The organism is Brevundimonas sp. TWP2-1, assembly GCF_049897645.1.
In the GTDB taxonomy this organism is placed as follows: Bacteria; Pseudomonadota; Alphaproteobacteria; order Caulobacterales; family Caulobacteraceae; genus Brevundimonas.
In genome coordinates this window covers 1,776,026-1,797,440 of record NZ_JAFCWR010000001.1, presented here as the reverse complement: position 1 = coordinate 1,797,440, position 21,415 = coordinate 1,776,026, and the positions used below count along the sequence as shown (strand labels likewise).

17 protein-coding genes are annotated in these 21,415 nt (G+C 67.5%); 8 read left to right on the top strand and 9 right to left on the bottom strand.

The window, feature by feature from the left end; all coding sequences use genetic code 11:
• Positions 1-12: 12 nt before the first annotated feature.
• Entirely contained in the window at positions 13-1,374 is a 1,362-nt protein-coding gene (locus ACP7BH_RS08875; protein ID WP_425981936.1) for a DcaP family trimeric outer membrane transporter, read from the bottom strand.
• Between the two features lie 162 nt (positions 1,375-1,536).
• On the opposite strand from ACP7BH_RS08875, the gene ACP7BH_RS08870 reads away from it, so the two are divergent.
• Entirely contained in the window at positions 1,537-2,148 is a 612-nt protein-coding gene (locus tag ACP7BH_RS08870) for a response regulator transcription factor (protein ID WP_135194568.1), read from the top strand.
• On the opposite strand, the gene ACP7BH_RS08865 is transcribed toward ACP7BH_RS08870, so the two are convergent.
• From ACP7BH_RS08865 to folE, 4 genes are all read right to left on the bottom strand, one after another.
• A complete protein-coding gene (locus ACP7BH_RS08865; RefSeq protein ID WP_425981939.1) occupies positions 2,145-5,510 on the bottom strand; it encodes a hybrid sensor histidine kinase/response regulator in 3,366 nt (1,121 codons plus the stop codon). The two genes, ACP7BH_RS08870 and ACP7BH_RS08865, sit on opposite strands and share 4 nt — an antisense overlap.
• A 90-nt stretch (positions 5,511-5,600) precedes the next feature.
• Positions 5,601-7,274, bottom strand: coding sequence for an MFS transporter (locus ACP7BH_RS08860; protein WP_425981941.1), 1,674 nt, complete (start codon positions 7,272-7,274; stop codon positions 5,601-5,603).
• 152 nt (positions 7,275-7,426) lie between these two features.
• Positions 7,427-8,584, bottom strand: a complete 1,158-nt coding sequence (locus tag ACP7BH_RS08855; RefSeq protein WP_425981943.1) for an acyltransferase family protein — start codon at positions 8,582-8,584, stop codon at positions 7,427-7,429.
• A 66-nt stretch (positions 8,585-8,650) separates the two neighbouring features.
• Positions 8,651-9,235 carry a GTP cyclohydrolase I FolE gene (gene folE / locus ACP7BH_RS08850; RefSeq protein ID WP_346494487.1) on the bottom strand — a complete coding sequence of 195 codons (585 nt, stop codon included), beginning with the start codon at positions 9,233-9,235 and terminating at the stop codon, positions 8,651-8,653.
• Positions 9,236-9,532: 297 nt separating this feature from the next.
• On the opposite strand from folE, the gene ACP7BH_RS08845 reads away from it, so the two are divergent.
• The 6 genes from ACP7BH_RS08845 (at position 9,533) to cckA (ending at position 16,978) form a co-directional block, all read left to right on the top strand.
• Positions 9,533-11,032 carry an ATPase domain-containing protein gene (locus tag ACP7BH_RS08845; protein ID WP_425981946.1) on the top strand — a complete coding sequence of 500 codons (1,500 nt, stop codon included), beginning with the start codon at positions 9,533-9,535 and terminating at the stop codon, positions 11,030-11,032.
• Complete coding sequence (locus tag ACP7BH_RS08840) at positions 11,029-12,705, top strand: response regulator (RefSeq protein ID WP_425981948.1); 1,677 nt, start codon at positions 11,029-11,031, stop codon at positions 12,703-12,705. Before ACP7BH_RS08845 ends, ACP7BH_RS08840 begins: the two co-directional genes overlap by 4 nt.
• An 82-nt stretch (positions 12,706-12,787) precedes the next feature.
• A complete protein-coding gene (fliQ, locus tag ACP7BH_RS08835) occupies positions 12,788-13,051 on the top strand; it encodes a flagellar biosynthesis protein FliQ (RefSeq protein ID WP_135194575.1) in 264 nt (87 codons plus the stop codon).
• Positions 13,051-13,824: a flagellar biosynthetic protein FliR gene (fliR, locus tag ACP7BH_RS08830; RefSeq protein WP_425981951.1), complete on the top strand. Its 774-nt coding sequence runs from the start codon at positions 13,051-13,053 to the stop codon at positions 13,822-13,824. Before fliQ ends, fliR begins: the two co-directional genes overlap by 1 nt.
• On the top strand, positions 13,817-14,893 hold the full coding sequence (gene flhB / locus ACP7BH_RS08825) for a flagellar biosynthesis protein FlhB (RefSeq protein WP_135194577.1): 1,077 nt from the start codon (positions 13,817-13,819) through the stop codon (positions 14,891-14,893). Before fliR ends, flhB begins: the two co-directional genes overlap by 8 nt.
• A gap of 51 nt (positions 14,894-14,944) precedes the next feature.
• Positions 14,945-16,978 (top strand): cell cycle histidine kinase CckA, encoded by a 2,034-nt coding sequence (gene cckA / locus ACP7BH_RS08820; RefSeq protein ID WP_409716903.1) that lies wholly within the window; start codon positions 14,945-14,947, stop codon positions 16,976-16,978.
• 279 nt (positions 16,979-17,257) lie between these two features.
• Here the strand turns inward: cckA and ACP7BH_RS08815 are convergent, their stop codons facing one another.
• The 3 genes from ACP7BH_RS08815 to chpT all read right to left on the bottom strand — a co-directional run bounded on the left by ACP7BH_RS08815 (position 17,258) and on the right by chpT (position 19,209).
• Positions 17,258-18,073, bottom strand: a complete 816-nt coding sequence (locus tag ACP7BH_RS08815) for a CheR family methyltransferase (RefSeq protein WP_425981953.1) — start codon at positions 18,071-18,073, stop codon at positions 17,258-17,260.
• On the bottom strand, positions 18,070-18,447 hold the full coding sequence (locus ACP7BH_RS08810) for a response regulator (RefSeq protein WP_346494480.1): 378 nt from the start codon (positions 18,445-18,447) through the stop codon (positions 18,070-18,072). Before ACP7BH_RS08810 ends, ACP7BH_RS08815 begins: the two co-directional genes overlap by 4 nt.
• Before the next feature lie 90 nt (positions 18,448-18,537).
• On the bottom strand, positions 18,538-19,209 hold the full coding sequence (chpT, locus tag ACP7BH_RS08805; RefSeq protein ID WP_425981955.1) for a histidine phosphotransferase ChpT: 672 nt from the start codon (positions 19,207-19,209) through the stop codon (positions 18,538-18,540).
• Positions 19,210-19,305: 96 nt separating this feature from the next.
• On the opposite strand from chpT, the gene cysQ reads away from it, so the two are divergent.
• Entirely contained in the window at positions 19,306-20,133 is an 828-nt protein-coding gene (cysQ, locus tag ACP7BH_RS08800; protein ID WP_425981957.1) for a 3'(2'),5'-bisphosphate nucleotidase CysQ, read from the top strand.
• 4 nt (positions 20,134-20,137) lie between these two features.
• Here cysQ and ACP7BH_RS08795 read toward each other — a convergent pair whose 3' ends face one another.
• Positions 20,138-21,361, bottom strand: coding sequence for a hypothetical protein (locus tag ACP7BH_RS08795; RefSeq protein WP_425981959.1), 1,224 nt, complete (start codon positions 21,359-21,361; stop codon positions 20,138-20,140).
• Positions 21,362-21,415 lie beyond the last annotated feature (54 nt).

The following is a 21,415-nucleotide window of genomic DNA, read 5'->3' as shown; positions in this document are numbered from 1 at the left end:
CTCCGTAGAAAATCAGAATCCGTATTTGGCGAACAGGATCAGACGGGTCATGTCGCCGCTGGCGCCGGTCTCGATCTCACGATCCGCGAACATCAGCTCGGCCCCGACATCGAACGCCGTAACCGGCGACCAGATCAAATTCGCATGGATGCTCTGGGCGGAACGGTTGACCGCCAGGCCGGTGAAGCCGGTCTCGTTGTCAACCTTCTGCGCCGACCAGATCAGGCTGGAGCGCCAGCCGGGGGCCCAGACGTGGCGGTAGGCCGCGAAGCCGGCGACCACGCCGATGGAGTCCAGTTCGCCCGAGGCGTCCAGCACGGCGTCGTTGGAGAAGTTCAGCCCGACATAACGGCCGATGCCCTCGCCGCCGGTCAGCATCAGGCGGATGTCGTCCTTGGACCCGACCTTGATCTTGGTCGAGGCCGACAGGCCCCAGCCGGTCGCGGTGGAATCGATGTTGGTCGCCGGATTCTCGTATTTCAGCTGGCGCAGCAGGCCGGCGAACTGGAAGTCGCCCCAAGGCTGGGACACGGCGTAGCGGGCGGTGAAGTCCGGCAGGCTGTTGTCGTCGGCGACGATGCGCGCGCCGCCGCCGAACGGGGTCACGGTCGTCTCGGGGTTCTCTACCGAGACCGAGAAGGGGCCGCGCGTATAGCGGACCTGGACCTGACGGGCGAAGACGGTGCCTTCCGCCGCGCCGATGAAGTCGGCGGATTCGGGCAGGACGGCGGTGTTCTGGAAGTTGGTCCACTCCTGGCCGATCAGCCAGTTGTCGATGGTGATGAAGGCGCGACGTAGGGCCGGGTTGGCGGGGCTGGTCGTCCGCTGGTCGCCGGCGCCGGGCAGGGTCTGGAAGTCCATCTCCATGCGGGTGCCGATCTTGTGGCCGCCGACCATGCCGTCGGTGGTCAACCAGAAGCGGGTCTGACGGGCGTTGAAATCGGTCGCCGTATCCTCGTCGGCGCCGCCGATGGGGATGGAGCCGGGAATGTGGAATTCACGCAGCGCGTCGCCGTTGACCGGGTCGCCGCCGGAGTAGCGCGTGGCGTAGGCGTCGACCTTGACGAAGCCGCCGAACTTGACGGTGTGGTCGCCGATGCGGAAGCCGTCGCTGGGCGCGGCCGGGGCGGCGGCTTGCTGGACCTGGCCCTGATTGGTGGCAGCCGCCGGGCGGGTCTCCAGGCGGATGATATCCTGCTGTTGCGCGGCCTGTTGGGTGCGCGAGGCGACGACCTCGGATTTCAGGGCGTTCAGCTGGGCTTCGAGCTGGGCGATGCGCGCTTCGAGCGCAGCCTCGTCCTGGGCCGAGGCGATACCGGGCGACGCCAGCAGGGCGACGGCGGCGGCTCCCGCCATTAGGCTTGTCTTGATCATGATGAATCCTCCCGCGCCCATCTAACGCGGGCGTCCCTTCGAAAACCTTTCCGCCTCCAGCCTCGGGGAGCCATTGGCCATTGGTCTAATTTCGACCAAAGTCGAACCGCGCCATGATGGCGACGACGCGGCCGATCAGACGCCGCGCACGGAAGGACGCCCATGGATCGCATCGTCGTCGCCGACGACCATCCCCTGTTCCGCGCCGCCCTGCGCTCGGCCGTCGACAAGGCGGCGCCGGGCGCGGAGGTGGTTGAATGCGCCAGCCTGGCCGAGGCCAAGGCGGCGATGGTCGCTGGGCCGGTCGATCTGCTGCTGCTGGACCTGAAACTGTCGGACAGCGAGGGCATGGCGGGGCTCGCCGCCGTCCGGGCCGAACAGCCGACCGTGCCGGTCGCCGTGGTCTCGGCCAGCGAGGACGCGCCCGTGGTGCGCCACGCCTTGGGCCTGGGCGCCGCCGGCTTCATTCCGAAATCCTCGTCCCTGCCCCAGATGGTCGAGGCCATCGCCGCCATCCTGGCCGGCGACAGCTGGGCGCCCGATGTGCCAGAGGCGGACGACGACGACCCGGCCGGCCGCGTCGCCAGCCTGACGCCGTCGCAACTGCGTATCCTGGAGGGGCTGAAGGCCGGGCGGCTGAACAAGCAGATCGCCTTCGACCTGGGCGTGTCCGAGGCCACGATCAAGGCGCACCTGACCAGCGTGTTCCGCAAGCTGGGCGTCCACAACCGGACCCAGGCGGTGATCCTGGCCAAGTCGCTGGACCCCAGCTAGCTCGACAAGAAGGCTTTCAACGCCGCTGGCTTGATCGGCTTGGGCAGCAGGACGGCGCCCGCCGCCGTCGCCTGTTCGTTCAGACCATCGCGGGTGTCGGCGGTGACCAGGGCGATGCGGCGCACGCCGTGGGGCCGCAGCCAGTCAATGACGGCGAAGCCTTCCGGCCCGTCGCCGAGGTGCAGATCGACCACGGCGGCGTCGAACGGACCCTTGGCCGCCTTGGCCGCCGCCACGCTGGACACCAGGGTCGGCTTCGCGCCCCAGCGGGTCAGAAGGGCGTTCAGCGCATCCAGGATCACCGGCTCATTGTCCACGCACAGCACCCGCAGGCCCGCCAGCGGCAAGCGCGCCTCGCGCACCGGCGCGACTTCGGGAATCACGTCGGCGGGGCTGCGCGGCACGGTGATGCGGAAGATCGTGCCGCGTCCGATGCGCGAGCTCAGCTCCAGCGGATGGTCCAGCAGGCTGGACAGGCGGCGCACGATGGCCAGGCCCAGGCCGGCGCCCGGCTCGTCCACCGCACCGGGCAGACGCACGAACTCGCCGAAGACGGTCTCGTGATCGGAATCGGGGATGCCGCGCCCGGTGTCGCAGACGAACAACTGCACCGTCTCGCCCTGCCGCCGCGCGCCGACCAGCACCCGCCCTGAATCTGTGTAGCGGATGGCGTTGGCCACCAGGTTCTGCAGCATGGATCGCAGCAGGTCGCGGTCCGACGCCGCCCAAAGGCGGCTGGGCATGATGGTCAGGCGCAGGCCCTTGGCCTCGGCCACGGGTGCGAACTCGCGGCGCAACTCGTCGAACAGACCGCCCAGCGACAGCTTGGTCACATTGGTCCGCACCCCGCCGGCCTCCAGCTTGGACAGGTTAAGCAGGGCGGTCAGCAGGCGGTGGGCGCTGTCGATGGCGCGGTCGGCGTTGACGGCCAGGGTGCGGCTGGTCGGTTCCGCCAGCGCAGGCTCCTCCTTCAGGGCGGCGATGAACAGGCGGGCGGCGTGCAGCGGTTGCAGCAGGTCGTGGCTGGCGGCGGCCAGGAAGCGGGTCTTGGAGGCGGTGGCGTCCTCGGCGACGCGCCGCGCCTCGTCCAGCCGGGCGGTGCGGTCGGCGACGCGCGCCTCCAGCCGTTCGTTGGCCTCTTCCAGTTCACGCGCGGCGCGGCGCAGGGCGGTGATGTCGGTGTAGCTGGTGGCGTAGCCGCCGCCCGGGATGGGCGCGCCGGATGAGCGCAGCACCCGTCCGTCGGGCTGTGCGCGTTCATGGTCGTGGGGGATGCGGCGGCTCAGCGCCTCCAGCCGCCGCTCGACCCAGGCCTCGATGTCGTCGGGGCTCTCGCCGCGCTCGGCGTTCAGGCGATAGATGTTGGCGATGGGTAGGCCGACGTGGACGAAGCCGACCGGCAGTTCGAACATGGAGACATAGCGTCGGTTCCAGGCGGTGACGCGCAGATCCTCGTCCACCACGATCACGCCCTGATCGATGTTGTCCAGCGTGGTCTGAAGCAGGTCGCGGTTGAACTGAACGGCTTGCGACGCCTCGTCCAGCATCCGCACCACGTCCTCGGGCGCGCGGCCGACGCCGGCCAGGGCCGCCGCGATGACCCGCCGGGCCGAGGCGGCGCCGATGGCGCCCGCCAGCATCCGTTCGGCCGCGCGGGCCAGGGCTGCATCGGCCGGATCGGCGTCGCGCAGCCGGGTGTCCGTCTCGCGTCCCCAGGCGGAGAAGGCGCGCTCGGCCCGCTCGTCGCCGATGAAGCGGGCGACCAGGGCGCGCAGGTCGCCGACCGAGGCGCCCGACGGCGAAGGTCTGGCCTCCATCCAGTCCGGCCCCAGCCGATCCACGAAGGCGCGGGCCTGGACCCGGTCGATCAGTCGGGGCTGAGCAAAGCGCGACACCCCGACATAGGCCGCCAGGTTCAGCCCCAGGCTGACGAAGACCCCCAGGGCCAGCGGGTCCTTGACCCCCAGCATGACGTGCAGGTGCCACGGCGCGCCGGGCGCCAGTTGCGGCAGGGCCAGCATGACGATCCACACCGCCATCCCGACCGTCATCCCCGCCAGGGCCCCGTGCGCATGACCGCCGCGCCACAGCACGGCGCCGAACAGGGCGGGCGCCAGCTGGGCCATGGCGGCGAAGGACACCAGCCCCATGGCCGCCAGACCGCGCGACTGATCCGTCGCCTGATAATAGAGCCAGGCGAGCAGCAAGACGGCGACGATGGCTGCGCGCCGCACCTGAAGGATGGTCCCCGCCATGTCCGAGGCGTCGCCCCGCACCCGCCAGCGGTCGCGCGCCACGAAGGGCAGGATCAGGCTGTTGGACACCATGGCCGACAGGGCGACGGCCTCGACGATCACCATGGCGGTGGCGGCCGAAAAGCCGCCGACGAAGACGATGGCCGTCAGCATGGTTTCGCCGCGCTGGAAGGGCAGGGCCAGCACCAGCAGGTCGGGGTTCACGCTCGGCGCGAACAGGGCGCCCGCCGCCACCAGCGGCAGGACCGCTAGACTGGTCAGCAGCAGATAGAGGGGAAAGATCCAGCGCGCCCGTTTCACGTCCGACGGCTGGGCGCCCTCGACGAAGGCGACGTGGAACTGACGCGGCAGGCAGAAGATGGCCAAGGTCGACAACAGGGTGATGGCGGTGAAGCGCGGCGTGACCTCGGGCGGGGAGGCCAGGGCGCCCAGTCCCTCGATGATGCGCGGCGGCGAGCCTTCGTTGAGCAGCAGGACCAGGGCGAAGACGGCGACAAACAACAGGGCGCCCAGCTTGACCATCGACTCCAGGCCGATGGCCTGGATCAGGCCCCGATTGTGCTCGGTCAGGTCGGGACGGCGCGCACCGAACAGGATGGCGAAGAAGGCCAGCACCCCCGCCAGCACCAGCACCGTCAGCCGCTCGGACCCCGCCACCGGCGTGCCGGCGGTCAACAGGGCGCCGGCCATCGACAGCGACTTCAGCTGAAGCGCGATATAGGGCAGCGACCCCAGGATGGCGACGACCGTGACCGCCGCGCCCAGGGTCTGGCTCTTGCCGTAACGCGAGGCCACGAAGTCGGCCATCGAGCCGACGTTCTCGCGCCGGGCGGCGGCCGCGATCCTGCGCCACAGCGGGAACAACAGGGTCAGGCCGATCACCGGCCCGATGTAGATGGGCAGATACTCCCACCCGTCACGCGCCGCCGTGCCGACCGCGCCGTAATAGGTCCAGGAGGTGCAGTAGATGGCCAGGGACAGGGCGTAGACCGACGGCCCCAATCCCTTGCCGCGCGCCCGCGCCGCCGGCCGTTCCTGATACCAGGCGACGGCGAACAGCACCGCCATATAGGCGGCGACCAGGCCGAGGATCGTCAGGCTGAACATGGGGGCATCTGAACCTGGCAGGGTGTGTTTCACAAGCGAAAGGCGGGCCGTCTCGCGACGACCCGCCCCTCGTTCCGCCTGAAAGCAGGATCAGGCGTTCAGATCGACGTCCTTGCCTTCCTTGACCAGCAGGAAGCCCAGCACGACCGTCGCGAGGGCGACGATGATCGGATACCAGAGACCGGAATAGATGTTTCCGGTCGCCGCCACGATGGCGAAGGCCGTGGTCGGCAGGAAGCCGCCGAACCAGCCGTTGCCGATGTGATAGGGCAGGGACATTGAGGTGTAGCGGATGTTGGTCGGGAACATCTCGACCAGGGCCGCCGCGATCGGTCCGTAGACCATGGTCACGTAGAAGCCGAGGATGAACAGGATCAGCACAACCATCGGCTTGTTGACCAGGGCGCTGTCCGCCTTGGCCGGATAGCCGGCGGCGGTCAGGGCGACGGTCAGTTCCGTGTCCCAGGTCTTCTTCTGGGCGGCGAAATCAGCCGTGGTCATGGCGTCGCCCCGGAAGCTGGGGATGACGGACTGATCGCCGATGCGCACCTCTGCCACGGTTCCGGCAGGCGCCTCGACATTGGTGTAGGTCACGCCGGCCTTGGCCAGGTGGGACTTGGCCACGTCGCAGGACTGGTTGAACACCGTCTTGCCGACGGGGTCGAACTGGACGTTGCAGTCGGCCGGATCGGCATAGACCACGACCGGCGCCGAGGCGGCGGCGGCGGCCAGGCGCGGATTGGCGGCCTGGGTCAGGGCGTTGAACAGCGGGAAATAGGTCAGGGCCGCGATCAGGCAGCCGGCCAGGATGATCGGCTTTCTGCCCACCTTGTCCGACAGCCAGCCCCAGAAGATGAAGAAGGGCGAGGCGGCCAGAAGCGCGATGGTCAACAGGATATAGACCAGGGTGGCGTCGACCTTCATGACCCGTTCCAGGAAGAACAGGGCGTAGAACTGACCCGTGTACCAGATGACGGCCTGACCGGCGGTGAGGCCCAGCAGGGCGATCAGCACGATCTTCAGGTTCGGCCATTTGCCGAAGCTGTCCTTCAGGGGGGTCTTGGAGCCCTTGCCTTCGGCCTTCATCTTCTTGAACGACGGGCTCTCGGCCAGCTTCAGACGAATCCACAGGGAGACGCCCAGCAGCAGGATCGAGACCAGGAACGGAATGCGCCAGCCCCAATCGGCGAAGGCTTCCTCGCCGACCGCAAGCCGGACGCCGAGGATGACCACGAGGCTGAGCACCAGACCGGCGGTGGCCGTGATCTGGATGAAGGAGGTGTAGAAGCCGCGCTTGCCGCGCGGGGCGTGCTCGGCGACGTAGGTTGCGGCGCCGCCGTATTCACCGCCCAGGGCCAGGCCCTGGATCAGGCGCATCAGCACCAGGATGATCGGTGCGGCGATGCCGATGACCGCATAGGGCGGCAACAGGCCGACGACGAAGGTCGACAGACCCATCAGAAGCATGGTGACGAGGAAGGTGTTCTTGCGTCCCCACAGGTCGCCCAGCCGACCGAAGACGATGGCGCCGAAGGGCCGCACCGCAAAGCCGGCCGCGAAGGCCATCAGGGCGAAGATGTAGCCGGTCGTCTCGTTGACGCCCGAGAAGAACTGGACGGTGATGATCGCCGCCAGCGAACCGTAAAGATAGAAGTCGTACCACTCGATGACGGTGCCGACCGATGAGGCGAGGATGACCAGGCGATCGCTGCGATCGACGGTGTGTTCCTCTTCCCCAGACGCAATTGGAGCGTCGGTAGCCATGATCCATTTCCTCCCAAGTCGCCGTTATCGGCCGTTCTGCGCATCCCTGCGGATACGTGGACGCCGACATTGACCGAGAGGGAGGCGGCTGGAGAGAGCGACTTTGGTCGAGGATCGCCGGTCGCCAAGGCGACCTTGGAGTCGAGCGTCGATCAGCCGTCGATGGAGATGACCGGGCCCAGTTTGGGCTGAACTTGGCCGCGACGCGCGCTGCGACGCTTCAACCAGTCGCGGATGCGGGTCTGGATCGGATTGTCGATGGCGAAGTGGAAGGCGAAGGCAAAGGCGACGGCCGCCGCGACGCCCAGGCCCCACAGGCCCCATTGGGCGGCGAGGGGCAGAGAGATGCGGGCCTCGACGGCGTTGACCACGCCGAACCAGACGATGCGGATCACCTCGTTGGAGATGAACATGGAGAAGGAGACCATGGCGGCCATCTCGACCAGCTTGGAGGGTCGCTTCACCGGCACCGCGCCGGCGGCCAGGATGATGATCGAGATCAGCGTCAGGGCGGCCAGGGCGTGCTTGTCGTGAAGCTCAAGCGCGAAGAAGCCCACGGCGGCGAGCACGCCGGCCCAGCCGGCCAGGCGCGGGGCGATCCAGACCTTCTGGGCGAACCAGGCCAGGCACATTCCCAGGAAGAACAGCGGCAGGGCGCGGATGATGCCGTAGCGCATGGGCATCTGATAGACGGGATAGCCCAGGAAGTGCCAGCAGAGCTGGTTGGCGACCAGGTAGACGCCGACGCCGACAGCCAGCGCCGACCACGGACCCAGACGCATCAGGCCACGAATGATCCAGGGGAAGGCCAGGTAGCAGCCGATCAGGGCCGAGATCGACCAGGTTGGGGCGTTCCAGCCCAGGCCGCCATAAACGCCATAGGACTGAAGCAGCAGCAACTGGGCGGGCAGTTGGTCCCAGGCGAACCATTCCGGATTGCGGGGCGGGACGCCGGCGGCGGTGGCCAGCAGAACGAATCCGACCAGCGACAGGCCCATGATCAGGTGGGCGGGCACGACGCGCAGGAACCGCTTCAGGAAGAAGTCGCCCGGCGAAAGCCGGCCCTTGTCCACCGCCGCGCCATAGACGCGCATCAGCACATAGCCGCTGTCGATCAGGAAGAAGTTGGTCAGCAGGAAGCCGCCGCGCTCGAAGATCGGATTGATCACCTCGGCCAGGGGCGCCGGGCCCGCCGCCTGGAAGTGATGCAGGATGATCAGGAAGGCCACGATGAAACGCAGAGCGTCCAGCCAGCCGCCGCGCGCGATCTGAACTGTCTCATTGCGGGTCGAAATCAGGGACCAGGGCATCGTCAGCGCCTCCTTTGGTCCTTTTACCGCAAGCGTCGGGCCAGTTCGCCCCTCAGGCGAACATAATCAGCCCCGGACCAGTCGCAGGAACTCTTCGCGGGTGCGGGGGTCGTCTCGGACCACGCCGATCAGGTGGCTGGTCGACAGGCTGGCGCCCGGCGCATTGACGCCGCGCAGGGTCATGCAGCTGTGTTCGGCTTCGATGACGACGCCGACGCCGTGGGGGCGCAGGACGGTCTGGATGGCCTCGGCGATCTCGGAGGTCATCTTCTCCTGGATCTGCAGGCGCCGTGCGAAGCCGCGCACGACGCGGGCCAGTTTGGAGATGCCGACGACGCGGTCAGTTGGCAGATAGGCGACGTGCGCCTTGCCCACGACCGGAAGCATGTGGTGCTCGCAGAAGCTGACGAAGCGGATGTCCTTCAGCACGACCAGTTGGTCGTAGCCGCCCGTCTCCTCGAACGTCTTCTCCAGATAGGAGAGGGGATCGACCTCATAGCCCTCGAAAAGTTCGCGATAGCTGCGCGCGACGCGGGCCGGGGTCTCCAGCAGGCCTTCGCGGTCGGGATTGTCGCCCGCCCATTCGATCAGGGTGCGGACGGCGGCTTCGGCGTCGGCCTGGGAGACTTTGGAGGCGCGGGGTTCGGTCATGGCGGCCTAGATAGCGGGGCGATTGCGGGAAGGGGAGAGGATCTCGGGCCTCATTACGAGGCCGGGACGCATTCAGACGGTGACGCTTGAAAAAAGAGCGTCTGAAGAGTGCAATTCGTCTGAAATCGGATCGTGAAAGGCCCCCCGGCGAAGCCGTGAGGTTGGGATCAGAGCTACGCCGTTCAAGGTCTGGGAAGAGATTTTGTCGTCGATCCTGCGCCGCTGGAGACGAGTCATCTGGCGTGTAACCTTATCCGTTTCCGTGCGTTACGGCTCAGCTACAGGCGAGAGGATGGCATGACGGACGGCGAGATTAAGCAAGACCAGGCCGCCTTCGGGATCGCCGGACTGGACGACATTCTGGCCGGAGGGCTGGAACGGGACCGGCTGTATCTGCTGGAAGGCAATCCGGGCACCGGCAAAACGACCGCCGCGATGAAGTTCCTGATGACGGGCGTCGCGCTGGGCGAGACCACCCTCTACATCACCCTGTCTGAGACGGAAGAAGAGCTGCGCGCCACGGCCAAGTCGCACGGCTGGTCGCTGGACGGGATCGAACTGTTTGAACTGGTGCCGCCGGAAAGTCTGCTGGACGAACAGCAGCAGCAGAGCCTGCTGTATTCGTCGGACCTGGAACTGGGCGAGACCAGCCGCATGATCCTGGAGGCGGTCGAACGGCTTCAGCCCCAGCGGGTGGTGATCGACAGCCTGTCGGAAATCCGACTGCTGGCCCAGGGATCGCTGCGCTACCGCCGTCAGGTGCTGGCGCTGAAACACTATTTCGCCAAGCGCGGCGTGACCGTGCTGCTGCTGGACGACCTGACGACCGACGCCAACGACAAGACGGTCCATAGCGTCACGCACGGCGTGATCCAGTTGCAGGAGCTGGCGCCGGAATATGGGGCCGAGCGCCGCCGCGTCCGGGTGATGAAGTATCGCGGGCGTCGATTCCGCGGCGGCTATCACGACTTCACCATCAAGACGGGCGGGCTGGAGGTCTATCCACGCATCGTCGCCTCTGAACACCGCACCCGGTTCAAGCGCGAGCCCATGTCCAGCGGGGTGACTGGCCTGGACGACCTGTTGGGCGGCGGCATACAGCGCGGTTCGAGCGCGCTGATCCTGGGCCCCGCCGGCACCGGCAAGTCGCTGTTCGCCGTCAGTTTCGTGATGTCCGCGATCGCGCGGGGCGAGAAGGCGGCCATGTTCATCTTCGACGAGGAACTGGGTCTGCTGTTCGCGCGGATGCTGGAGATCGGCATCGATCTGCAAGCCTGTGTGGACGAGGGCTCCCTGCTCGTGGAGCAGGTGGATGCGGCCGAGCTGTCGCCGGGCGAGTTCGCCGCGCGCGTTCGGGACTGCGTCTCCAGGCGAGACATCAAGACGGTCGTGATCGACAGCCTGAACGGCTATCAGGCGGCCATGCCGCAGGAGCAGTTCCTGGTGCTGCATATCCACGAACTGCTGCAGTATCTGAACCGTCAGGGGGCCTCGACCTATCTGACCGTGGCCCAGCACGGACTGGTCGGGGACATGAAGGCTCCGGTGGACGTGACCTATCTGGCCGACACGGTCATTCTGCTGCGCTATTTCGAGGCGGCGGGCCTGGTCCGTCGCGCCATCTCGGTCATCAAGAAGCGCGCGGGCGGCCACGAGAAGACTATTCGCGAATTCGACATCGGGACCAACGGCCTGACGCTGGGCGAGCCCTTGTACGGCTTCCAGGGGGTTCTGCGCGGCGTTCCCAACTTCGTGGGCCAAGGTGAACGACTACTGATGGGCGATAGCGCCGAATGAGCCGCGGCGGAGACCTGTCAGAACGCGCTCTGATACTGGCGCCCGCCGGGCGCGACGCGGTCGTGGCCGCCCAGATCCTGACGGAGGTCGGCACGGTGGCGCAGGTCTGCGACACCCTGGACGACCTTCTGGCGCGAATGATCGAAGGCGCCGCCCTGGCCGTGGTGGTGGAGGAGGTGCTGATCAACGGCGACCTCAACGCCCTGTCCGTCTGGATCGAAGGCCAGCCGTCCTGGTCGGATTTTCCCTTTCTGGTGCTGAACCGCCGCGGCGGCAGCGTCGAGCGTAATCCGGCGGCGCGTCGGCTATCGGCGACCCTGGGCAATGTCAGCTTTCTGGAGCGGCCGTTCCATCCCACGACCCTGGTCAGTGCGGTCGATACGGCGTTGCGCGGTCGCCGCAGGCAGTATGAGGCGCGCGAACGGATCGCCGAGATCCAGCGCGCGGAGGCCCTGCTGGAACGTCGGGTCGCCGACCGCACCGCGCAATTGCAGGCGGCCAACCGCGAACTGGCCGCCCAGATCGTCGAGCGGGAAAAGGCCGAGACGGCCCTGCGTCAGGCGCAGCGGCTGGAGGCCGTCGGCCAGCTGACCAGCGGCGTGGCGCACGACTTCAACAACCTGCTGACCGTCGTGCTGGGCAATGTCGATCAGCTAAGGAAGAACGAGACCGATCCCAAGGTCTTGCGTCGGTTGGACATGATGCGCGAGGCCTCGCAGCGGGGTGCGCGACTGACGGCGCAGATGCTGGCCTTCTCGCGTCGTCAGAAACTGGAGCCGCGCGCGGTCGATCTGAACGAGACGGTGCGCAGCATGGGCGACATGCTGCAGAGCGCCATCGGCGGCAGCGTGCATATCGAGCCGCCGCAACTGGCGACGGACCTGTGGCCAGCGATGATCGATCCGACGCAGATCGAACTGGTCATTCTGAACCTGGCCATCAATGCGCGCGACGCCATGGAGGTGGGCGGGTCGCTGACCATCCGCACAGAGAACGCGCGGCTCGATGCGTCCGGGAGGCCCGACGAGCTTCCGCCCGGCGACTATGTGGTGGTGTCGGTCAGCGACACCGGATCGGGCATGACCGACGAGGTTCGAGCGCGGGCGTTCGAACCCTTCTTCACCACCAAGGACGTCGGCAAGGGATCGGGCCTGGGACTGAGCCAGGTGTTTGGCCTGGCCAAACAGTCCGGCGGCGGGGTCAGCATCGATACCGAGGTCGACAAGGGCACGACGATCCGCATCTTCCTGCCCCGCGCCGACGCCGCGCCGACGCAGGAACGCGAGCCGAGCGGCGAACTGCTGGCTGCGCGCGACGCCGGGATGGTCGTTCTGGTGGTGGATGACGACGAGGCGGTCAGGACCGTCACGGCCGGCTATCTCAGCGACCTGGGCTATGACGTGATCGAGGCCGACAGCGGCGGGGCGGCGCTGGAGACGTTGGAGCATCACGAGCGGATCGACGCCATGGTGCTGGATTTCGCCATGCCGGGGATGAACGGCGGCGAGCTGGCGAAGGAACTGAAGGCGCGGCTACCCGAAGCGCCCATCCTGTTCGCCACCGGATACGCCGACGCCGAGGCCCTGACGGACGTGGGCGAGGACATGATCGTGCGCAAGCCGTTCACCCAGGCCGAACTGGCGCGCAAACTGTCTCGCACCTTGGCGGCCTGATCTTCCACGAATACGCGTTTGGTTAGCGGCCTGTTAACCATCCTGTCGGCATTTTCTGCCCAGTAGTTTGGGAGCGGTGTCGATGAACGGCGCGGAAGTTCTGGATGTCGGGCGCGACGCCATCTGGCTGACGATACAACTATGCCTGCCGGTCCTGATCGTTGGCCTGGTGGTCGGCGTGGTGATCGGCCTGTTTCAGGCACTGACGCAGATCCAGGAACAGACCCTGATCTATGCGCCCAAGATCATCGCCATCTTCGTGTCCTTGATCCTGTTCCTGCCGCTGATGGGCGCGCTGTTGGGCGGCTTCATGCGCCAGATCGCGGCCCGCATCGCGGGGATGTAGTGGAGGCTTACGCCACCGCCGATCAGGTCTGGGCCGGGGGGCTGATCTTCGCCCGGATCGCGGCGATCCTGATGCTGATCCCCGGTTTCGGCGAGACCTATGTGCCGCCGCGCGTGCGGCTGTCGCTGGCCCTGCTCATCAGCCTGGCGCTATGGCCGGTGGTGCGCGGATCGCTGCCGGGCCTGCCCGACAGCCTGGGGCTGATGGTCGGATGGATCATCCGCGAGGTGGCTGTCGGCCTGATGATCGGTCTGTTGCTGCGGATGTTCATGACGGCCCTGTCGACGGCGGGCGAGATCATCTCGCTGCAGACGACGCTGAGCTTTTCCCAGACCGCCAACCCGATGCAGGCCCAACCCGGCACGACCGTCGCGGCCTTTCTGACCCTGCTGGGGGTGACGCTGCTGTTCGCCACCGACACCCATCACCTTTTCATCGCCGGCATGGTGGGTTCCTATCGCCTGATCTCGCCGGCCCAGCCGCTGGTGATGGCCGACTTCACCCAGATGGCGGTCCGCACCCTGAGCGACAGCTTCATGCTGGGGGTCCAGTTGTCGGCGCCAGTGCTGGTGTTCGCCCTGATCTTCAACCTGGCGTCCGGTCTGGTGGCGCGGGTCATGCCGTCCTTCCAGGTCTATTTCGCCGCCGCGCCCTTGAGCGTCATCCTGGGCCTGTCGATCTTCGCGCTGAGCCTGGGGGCTCTGGGCACCATCTTCATCGACCGCTACCGCCGTCTGGCGGAGTATTTCGTGTTCGGAGGCCCCAATGGCTGAAGGCGCGGATCCCGAGTCGAAAACCGAAGAGGCGACCCCGCGAAAGCTTGAGGACGCCCGAAAGAAGGGCGACTCGGCCAAGTCGCCCGACGTCGCCCAGGTGATGTCGCTGGCGGGCGCGGCGGCGGTGATCCTGATGGGCGGCGGCTGGTTCGCCTCGTCCATCGCCGAACAGATGCTGCCCTTCATCGCCGCCCCACACGAGATGCTGGGCACGCTGAACTCGGGCGCCGGCAACCAGATCATGGTGCGCACCGTCTGGGCCATCGCGCCGTTCCTGGGGGCGGTCATGCTGGCGACCATCCTGGGCGGGGTCGGGGGCAATCTGGCGCAGTCGGGCCTGATCTTCACCGCCGAAAAGCTGAAGCCGAAATGGTCGGCGGTCAGTCCGCTGCAGGGGTTCAAGCGGATCTTCGGACCCGACGGCTTGATGCAGTTCGTCAAGACTTTCCTGAAGCTGATCGCCGTCTGCGTGGTCTGCTGGATGGTGCTGAAGCCGCACCTGCGCGAGTTCGAGAACATGGTGTCGATGAGCCCGCTGGCGATCCTGCCGCTGGCGCGCGACATGGCGGTGTCGCTGTTCTTCGCCTCGATCCTTCTGCTCGCTGCGACCGCAGGCGCCGACTTCGTCTGGCAGAAGATGCGCTTCGCCAAACGGATGCGGATGACCAAGGAAGAGCTGAAGGAAGACTACAAACAGTCCGAGGGCGACCCGCACATCAAGGCCAAGCTGAAGCAGATCCGCATGCAGCGCAGCCGCCAGCGGATGATGGCCAATGTGCCCAAGGCCACCGTCATCGTCACCAACCCGACCCACTATTCGGTCGCGCTGCGCTATGAGCCGGACCAGGGCGACGGCGCGCCGATCTGCGTCGCCAAGGGCGTCGATGCGCTGGCGCTGCGTATCCGCGAAGTGGCGACCGAGCACGGGGTGCCGATCGTGGAGAACGTGCCGCTGGCGCGCGCCCTGTATGCCGCCGTCGAGGTGGACGAGATCATTCCGCGCGAGCATTTCGACGCCGCCGCCAAGATCATCGGCTTCGTCTTCCAGTCCAGAAAGCGCCGGTAAGAGTGCGTCAGGATTTGAGCGTATGATCTGCCCACTGATTCGCGAGGCTGCATGACGTCCACCCGACGCCCTTCGTTCGATATTCTGTCGGCCGTGATGGCGTTTGGCGTCGTGGCGGCCATCGCCGCCCTGGCCTATCCGGCGTTTCGCGACAACCCGACCTCGGCGCCGGGGCTGGTGCTGATCCTGACGGTGGGGATGATCGCGCTGATCGGCCTGTTCGGTTTCCGGCGGGCGGCGAACGCCAAGCCCAGCAGCGACGCGGCCATCGAGGTGCTGGAGGCCATGGCTGAGCCGGCCGCCCTCGTGTGGGATTCAGGACAGATCCTGGCGTTCAACACCGCCTGGGCCGAGGCCAACGGCGCAACGGGCGCCCTGCCGCGCGGCAAGTCGGCCCAGGCTCTCTACATGGCCTTCGCCCAGGCGCGCAAAGGCGAGCCGGGCCGCGCCATCGTCATGATCGGCGCGCGCGAAGTCGAGGTCGTGATCGGCCAAGCCGGCGAGGGTCGTTTCCTGATGCGCGCGGCGCCCGACGCCGCTCTGCCCATCGCCCTGGCTCCTGTGCATGCGCCCGCAGCCGCGACCGGAGAGGCGCGCGCGATGGCCGCCGGGGCGCCGTTCGGTTCGGCCGTGATCGGCGGCGACGACCTGTTCTCGGGCCGGGCGGAAGAGGCCAATCCGGCCCTGGCCGTGCTGACCGGTCCCGGCGCCGCGCGCGACGCGGCCTTCGGCGATCTGTTCGATCCGGGCGGCGTCGCCGAGGCGCGGCTGAAGCTGGAGGACGGGTCGTCGGGGCCGATCGAGCTGATCGCGCGGGCCTATCCCGACAAGATGCTGCATCTTTATGTGGCGCCCGAGGGCGACAAGCGGCGCATCTGGCTGTTCGACGTGTCGGGCCAGAAGTCGATGGAGCTGCAGCTCAACCAGGCCCAGAAGATGCAGGCCGTGGGCCAGCTGGCCGGCGGCGTGGCGCACGATTTCAACAATCTGCTGACCGCGATCCAGCTTCAGCTGTCGGGCCTGCTGGAACGCCACCCGGTGGGCGATCCGTCCTACGAGGGGCTGAACGAAATCCGCCAGACGGCCATCCGCGCGGCCGATCTGGTCAGGAAGCTGCTGGCCTTCTCGCGCAAGTCTACCGTTCGCCGCGAGCGGCTGGACCTGGGCGAACTGGTGGGCGAGTTCGCCATCCTGCTGCGGCGTCTGCTGCGCGAGGACGTGCGGCTGGAGACCGACTACGGTCGCGACCTGCCGGTGGTGCTGGCCGATAAGTCCCAGCTGGAGACGGCCGTGATGAACCTGGCCGTCAACGCCCGCGACGCCATGCGCGGCGTGGTCGAGCCGGGCGCCGGCGTGGTCACCATCGCCACGCGCCGCCTGACGGGCGACGAGGCGCGGGCCCTGGGCTGGGTCGATGCGCCGACGGACGAGGTGGCCCTGATCGAGGTGTCGGACACCGGCCCCGGCGTGCCGCCCGAACTGCTGGACAAGATCTTCGAACCCTTCTTCACCACCAAGGCGGTGAACGAGGGCACAGGCATGGGCCTGGCCACCGTCTACGGCATCGCCCAGCAGGCGGGCGGCCATATCACCGTCAGCAACATCGAGGGCGCCGGCGCCGCCTTCCGCATCTTCCTGCCGGCCGCCGGCGAGGCGGAACTGGCCGAGGTTCAGCCGGTCGAGGTCAAGGTCAAGGCGCCGCGCGACCTGTCGGGCGCCGGCCGTATCCTGTTCGTCGAGGACGAGGACGCCGTGCGCGGCATCGCCGCCCGCCTGTTGCGCCAGCGCGGCTATGAGGTGATCGAGGCCGCCGATGGCGAGGAGGCCCTGTTGCTGGCCGAGGAATACGCCGGTCAGATCGACATGATGATCTCGGACGTCATCATGCCGGGGCTGGACGGGCCGTCGCTGCTGAAGAAGGCGCGGCAGTATCTGGGCGATGCGCCGGTGATGTTCATCTCGGGCTATGCCGAAAGCGACTTCTCGGATCTGTTGCAGGACGAGGTCGGGGTGTCCTTCCTGCCCAAGCCGCTGGACATCAAGACCCTGGCGGAGCGGGTGAAGCAGGAACTGCACGCGGGCTAGAGCCATCGGCGCTTGAGTTGATGCGGGCCTGGGAGGGGTTCATCACAACGGGCGCGACGAGGTCACGGCGAACACGACGAGACCGAATACGCGTCGGCTCCTTTCAACTTCATGTTCAGGCCGTTTATCGATCTGCGGCTTCGCCGCCGCAGGCCATCAAGACGTTCCGAACCGGACACGGCTCCGTCGTGTTCGCCGTGATACTCGTCGTGATCGCTGTGACGAACCTTTTCTGAATTACGATGATACGCTGGTCGGTCTGACTCAGCCGCCGAATGTTCAGGCCGCGCGGCGTAGCGCCGAGGGCGCCTTTACGTACAGGCCCCGGCGGCCGTTGACGGCGCGGAAGGCGACGGTTTCGCCCTCCAGCTTCTCTTCGGCGCCCAGGAACAGGCAGCCGTCGTCGACCAGACGCCGTTCCAGCCCGTCCAGCAGACGGGCGCGTCGCGACGGCTCCATGTCCGACAGGACGTTGCGGCAGAAGATGACGTCGAACCGCGCGTCGTCGGTCGGCTCGTCCAGCAGGTTGGCGCGCCCGAAACGCACGGCGTCCGCCAGTTCAGCCTTGACGATCCACTGGTCGTCCATCGGTTCGAACCACCGCAGCATGGTCTTGGCCGTCAGGCCGCGCTGAATCTCGAACCCTGTGTAGAGACCCGAGCGGGCCTTTTCGATAGCGCGTTGCGACAGGTCGGTGGCGACCAGTTCGACCGGCACGCCGAGCTCCAGCCCGGTCATGGCGATGGACCAGGCCTCTTGCCCCGTCGAGCAGCCGGCGGACCAGATCTTGATCCGACCGTCAGGCCGCGCCTTGGACAGGGCCGGCAACAGTTCGCTTTCCAGAATGCGGAAGGGGGTGCGGTCGCGACGGAACCAGGTCTCGGCGTTCAGCAGGGCCTCGATCACCGACCAGGCCAGGGAGGCGACCGGGTTGGCCCACAGGTTCGACAGCAGGGCCTCGACATTGGCGTAGCCCTCGCGCCGCGCGATCGGTCCCAGCCGGTGTTCGGCCAGGTGAATGCGATCCCGCGACAGCCGATAGCCGGCGCGGGTGGCGAGGAGGGACTGCAGTTTGTCGAAGTCCTCTGGGGTCATGCGGCGATCGCTCCGACCTCCGTCAGCTTGGATTGCAGAATCTCGCCGTCGAACGGCTTCATCACATAGTCGTCGGCGCCGGCGGCCAGCGCTTCGGCGATCCGCTCGGGGCGGGTCTCGATCGTGCAGAACAGAACCTTGGGTCGCTTGCCGCCCGGCATGGCGCGCAGGCGGCGCAGGAAGGTGATGCCGTCCATCACGGGCATGTTCCAGTCCACCAGCAGAACGTCGGGCATGGCGCCGGTGCAATAGGCCATGGCCTCGGAGCCGTCCGCCGCCTCATCGACCTCATAGCCCAGGCCCTCGACGATGCGACGCGCAACCTTGCGGATGATGCGGCTGTCGTCGACGATCAGGCAGGTTCGGAAGTCCAAGATCGATCCCTCACAGACACGCGGCTTTCGCCCGAGGCGCATGGACCCTTTTTATCCCAGACGCCAGTTAATGAGTCGTTTGGAAATGCCTCAGACCGGCATTCGGGCGACCAGTGCGACCTCTCCGTCTTCAACCTTGACGCGTAGCGCGCCGCCGGCCTCGTTCACGGTCAGCCACAGCCAATAGGGCTGGATCCATTGTCCGGCCAGGCCTTCGGTCAGGCGCTCGCCCGCCAGGCCGACCACGGCTTCGGGCTTCAGCCGGGCGCGTGCGCCTTCGGCGAACCCTTCCAGATAGATCATGCCGTCCTCGACCCGAGACTGTATCACGGCGACGCCGCCCATCGGCAGGGCGCCCATGGTCAGATAGGCCAGATTGGTCAGGGCGCGGGCCTGGGGCTTGGTGAATTCGCCATCGCTTATGCGCCAGTCCATCGCGGCGCGGCCGCCCTGGACCATGCCGGACACCAGGCCTTCGATCTCGCGCGCCGTGAACCGTTCGCTGGTGGTGGCGGCGCCGAAGGCGACACGGGCGAAATGCACCAGGGCGACCATCTTCCTAGCGCTCTGCTCGATCAGCGCCAAGGCGTCGTCGCGCATGTCCTGAGCGGTCGGATCCTGCATCAGGTCCAGGCCGGAAACGATGGCGCCGGAGGGGCTGATGAAGTCATGGCACAGCTTGGCCGCGATGTAGGTCGCCAGCTCCGTCCCATCGACGGGAAGGTCCAGCGGAGCGGCGTCTGTGTCGTGGATGGATGTCATGATGTCTGGCGCGCTCAGGTCACAGTTCGTGTCGCGCGCGAAGTTGGAGTGATTTGCTGGTTCATGGAACCGCCCGGATGGTCTATCGACCCGCCAATGACGACCTCTTCTTCTACCGATCTCGCCCGCGACCTGAAGTCCGGTGCGCTTTCCCTGGCCATCGCCGAGATCGCGGAGGAGGCCGCGCGGCTGATCCTGCCCTATTGGCGCGCAGGCACGGCGGTCGAGACCAAGTCCGACGACAGCCCGGTGACCCAGGCCGATCGCGCGGCCGAGGCCCTGATCCTGGAACGGCTGACGGCCCTGTATCCCGGCGTCCAGATGGTCGCGGAAGAGGCGGTTTCGGCGAACGGTGCGCCCGCCAGCGCCGAGGACTGGTTCTGGCTGATCGATCCGCTGGACGGCACGCGCGGTTTCGTGCGCGGCGGCGAGGCGTTCACGGTCAATATCGCCCTGATCCATGGCGCCCATCCGGTGGCCGGCGTGGTGACGGCGCCTGCGACGGCGACGACCTGGCGCACCGACAAGCCCGAAGGCGGCGCCTTCCGGCGTCAGTTCGGCGCGCTTCAGGCCGGCGAGGCCCATGCGGGCGAGGACTGGCGTCCGATCCGTGTGCGCGACCGCCCTCAGGAGGGCATGGCCCTGCTGAGCCACAGCGTCACCGACGAGGAGGCGACGCGCCTCGCCGCCCGCCACGGCTGCTCGCGCTGGCAGGGGACAGATTCTTCGCTGAAGTTCTGCCTGATCGCCGAGGGACGGTTCGACGCCTATCCGCGCACCGGCCCGACCTCGGAATGGGACACCGCAGCGGGCCAGGCGGTTCTGGAAGCCGCCGGCGGCCGGGTGCTGGCCGATGACGGCCAGCGACTGTCCTATGGCAAGACCAAGTTCCTGAACGGCGCCTTCGTCGCCATGGGCGGCTGAAGGCCTAGCGTCTCGCCGTCGCCAGCAGGGCCTCTGCCCGCTCGGCCAAGGTGCCGACGCCCAGTTCGCGCGCCGTCATGGCGGCCTCGCCCAGGATCAGACCCAGATCGGTCGGGGCGTCGCCGCCCAGACGATGCCGCGCCAGCAGGATTTCCGCCATGCCGATCTGATCGGCGGCCCAGTCCAGCGGCGTCGCCGTCGCCATCCGCGCCCGCAGGCGCGTTTCCAGCGTCATCAGAGCGGTCAGGTTCTTGACGGCTTCGGCCAGGGCGACTTCGCGCGTGATACGACGTTCGCGCACCAAGGCGCCGATGATCAGTTCGCCGCCCTGCGTCAGGGCCTCGGCCTGGTTCAACAGCATCAGCGGCTGGGCGTCGTCGTCGACGCGCAGCACCTGAATGGCGGCCCAGTCCAGCGGGCTGTGGTCCGGGGTGAACTGATCGGCAGCCGCGTCGAACATGATCCGGCCCTGGGCGCGAGCTTCTTCATGACCGGCGATGGCGGCCAGCGCCGACAGGCCGGCGCCGCACAGGGCCAGGGCGCGGGCGCGGGTCAGGGGGCGATGGTCCGGCGAGGCGGTCTCCACCAGGGCGCCCAGGTCGCGGCCGGCCTGATCCAGCAAACGCACGTCGCGCTGGACCACGCCCATCTCCAGCGACAGGGCCGCGCGGTCCATTCGCAGATCCATGTCGTGCGTGTCGTCGCTGCGCACCGCAGCGTCCATCAACACGGCGGCGTCGGACAGGCTGGCGACATCGCCGCTCAGCCGGGCGGTGCGGACCTTGAGCCGGGCATGCAGCGCGGCCATGCTCGCCGTAATGCGTCGGCTGCGCGGGCGACCGACAGCCGCCAGGGTGGCGAGGGCGCGATCAAGTCGCGCGGGATCGCCGCACAGGTCGAAACGCAGCATCAGCACCGCCGCCTTGTCCATGGCGGCCAAGGCGACCTGATCCTCGCCCACGGCCGTGCGCGCCAGGCTGTCGGCGCAGCGTTCGGCGCGGTCCAGACTGTCGGACGCGCCGCCGCGCCGGGCATGTTCGCGCCAAAGGGCGCAGGCGCGGTGTTCGGTTTCGAAGGGACGGGCGCAGGACACGCGGCCTGAATCGATCGTCTCGCGCCGCGCCTCGGCCTGCAACAGGTCCACGCCGATCAGCTCGACCCAGCCCAGGTCTTCGCTCTCACGCGCCTGGGCGAAGAGTTTTCGAAGATCGCGGCCGAATTCGAACATGCGCTTGACCTCAGTTATCCCGCTTCGGGACGCAGACTGCGTCTCTCGGGGCGT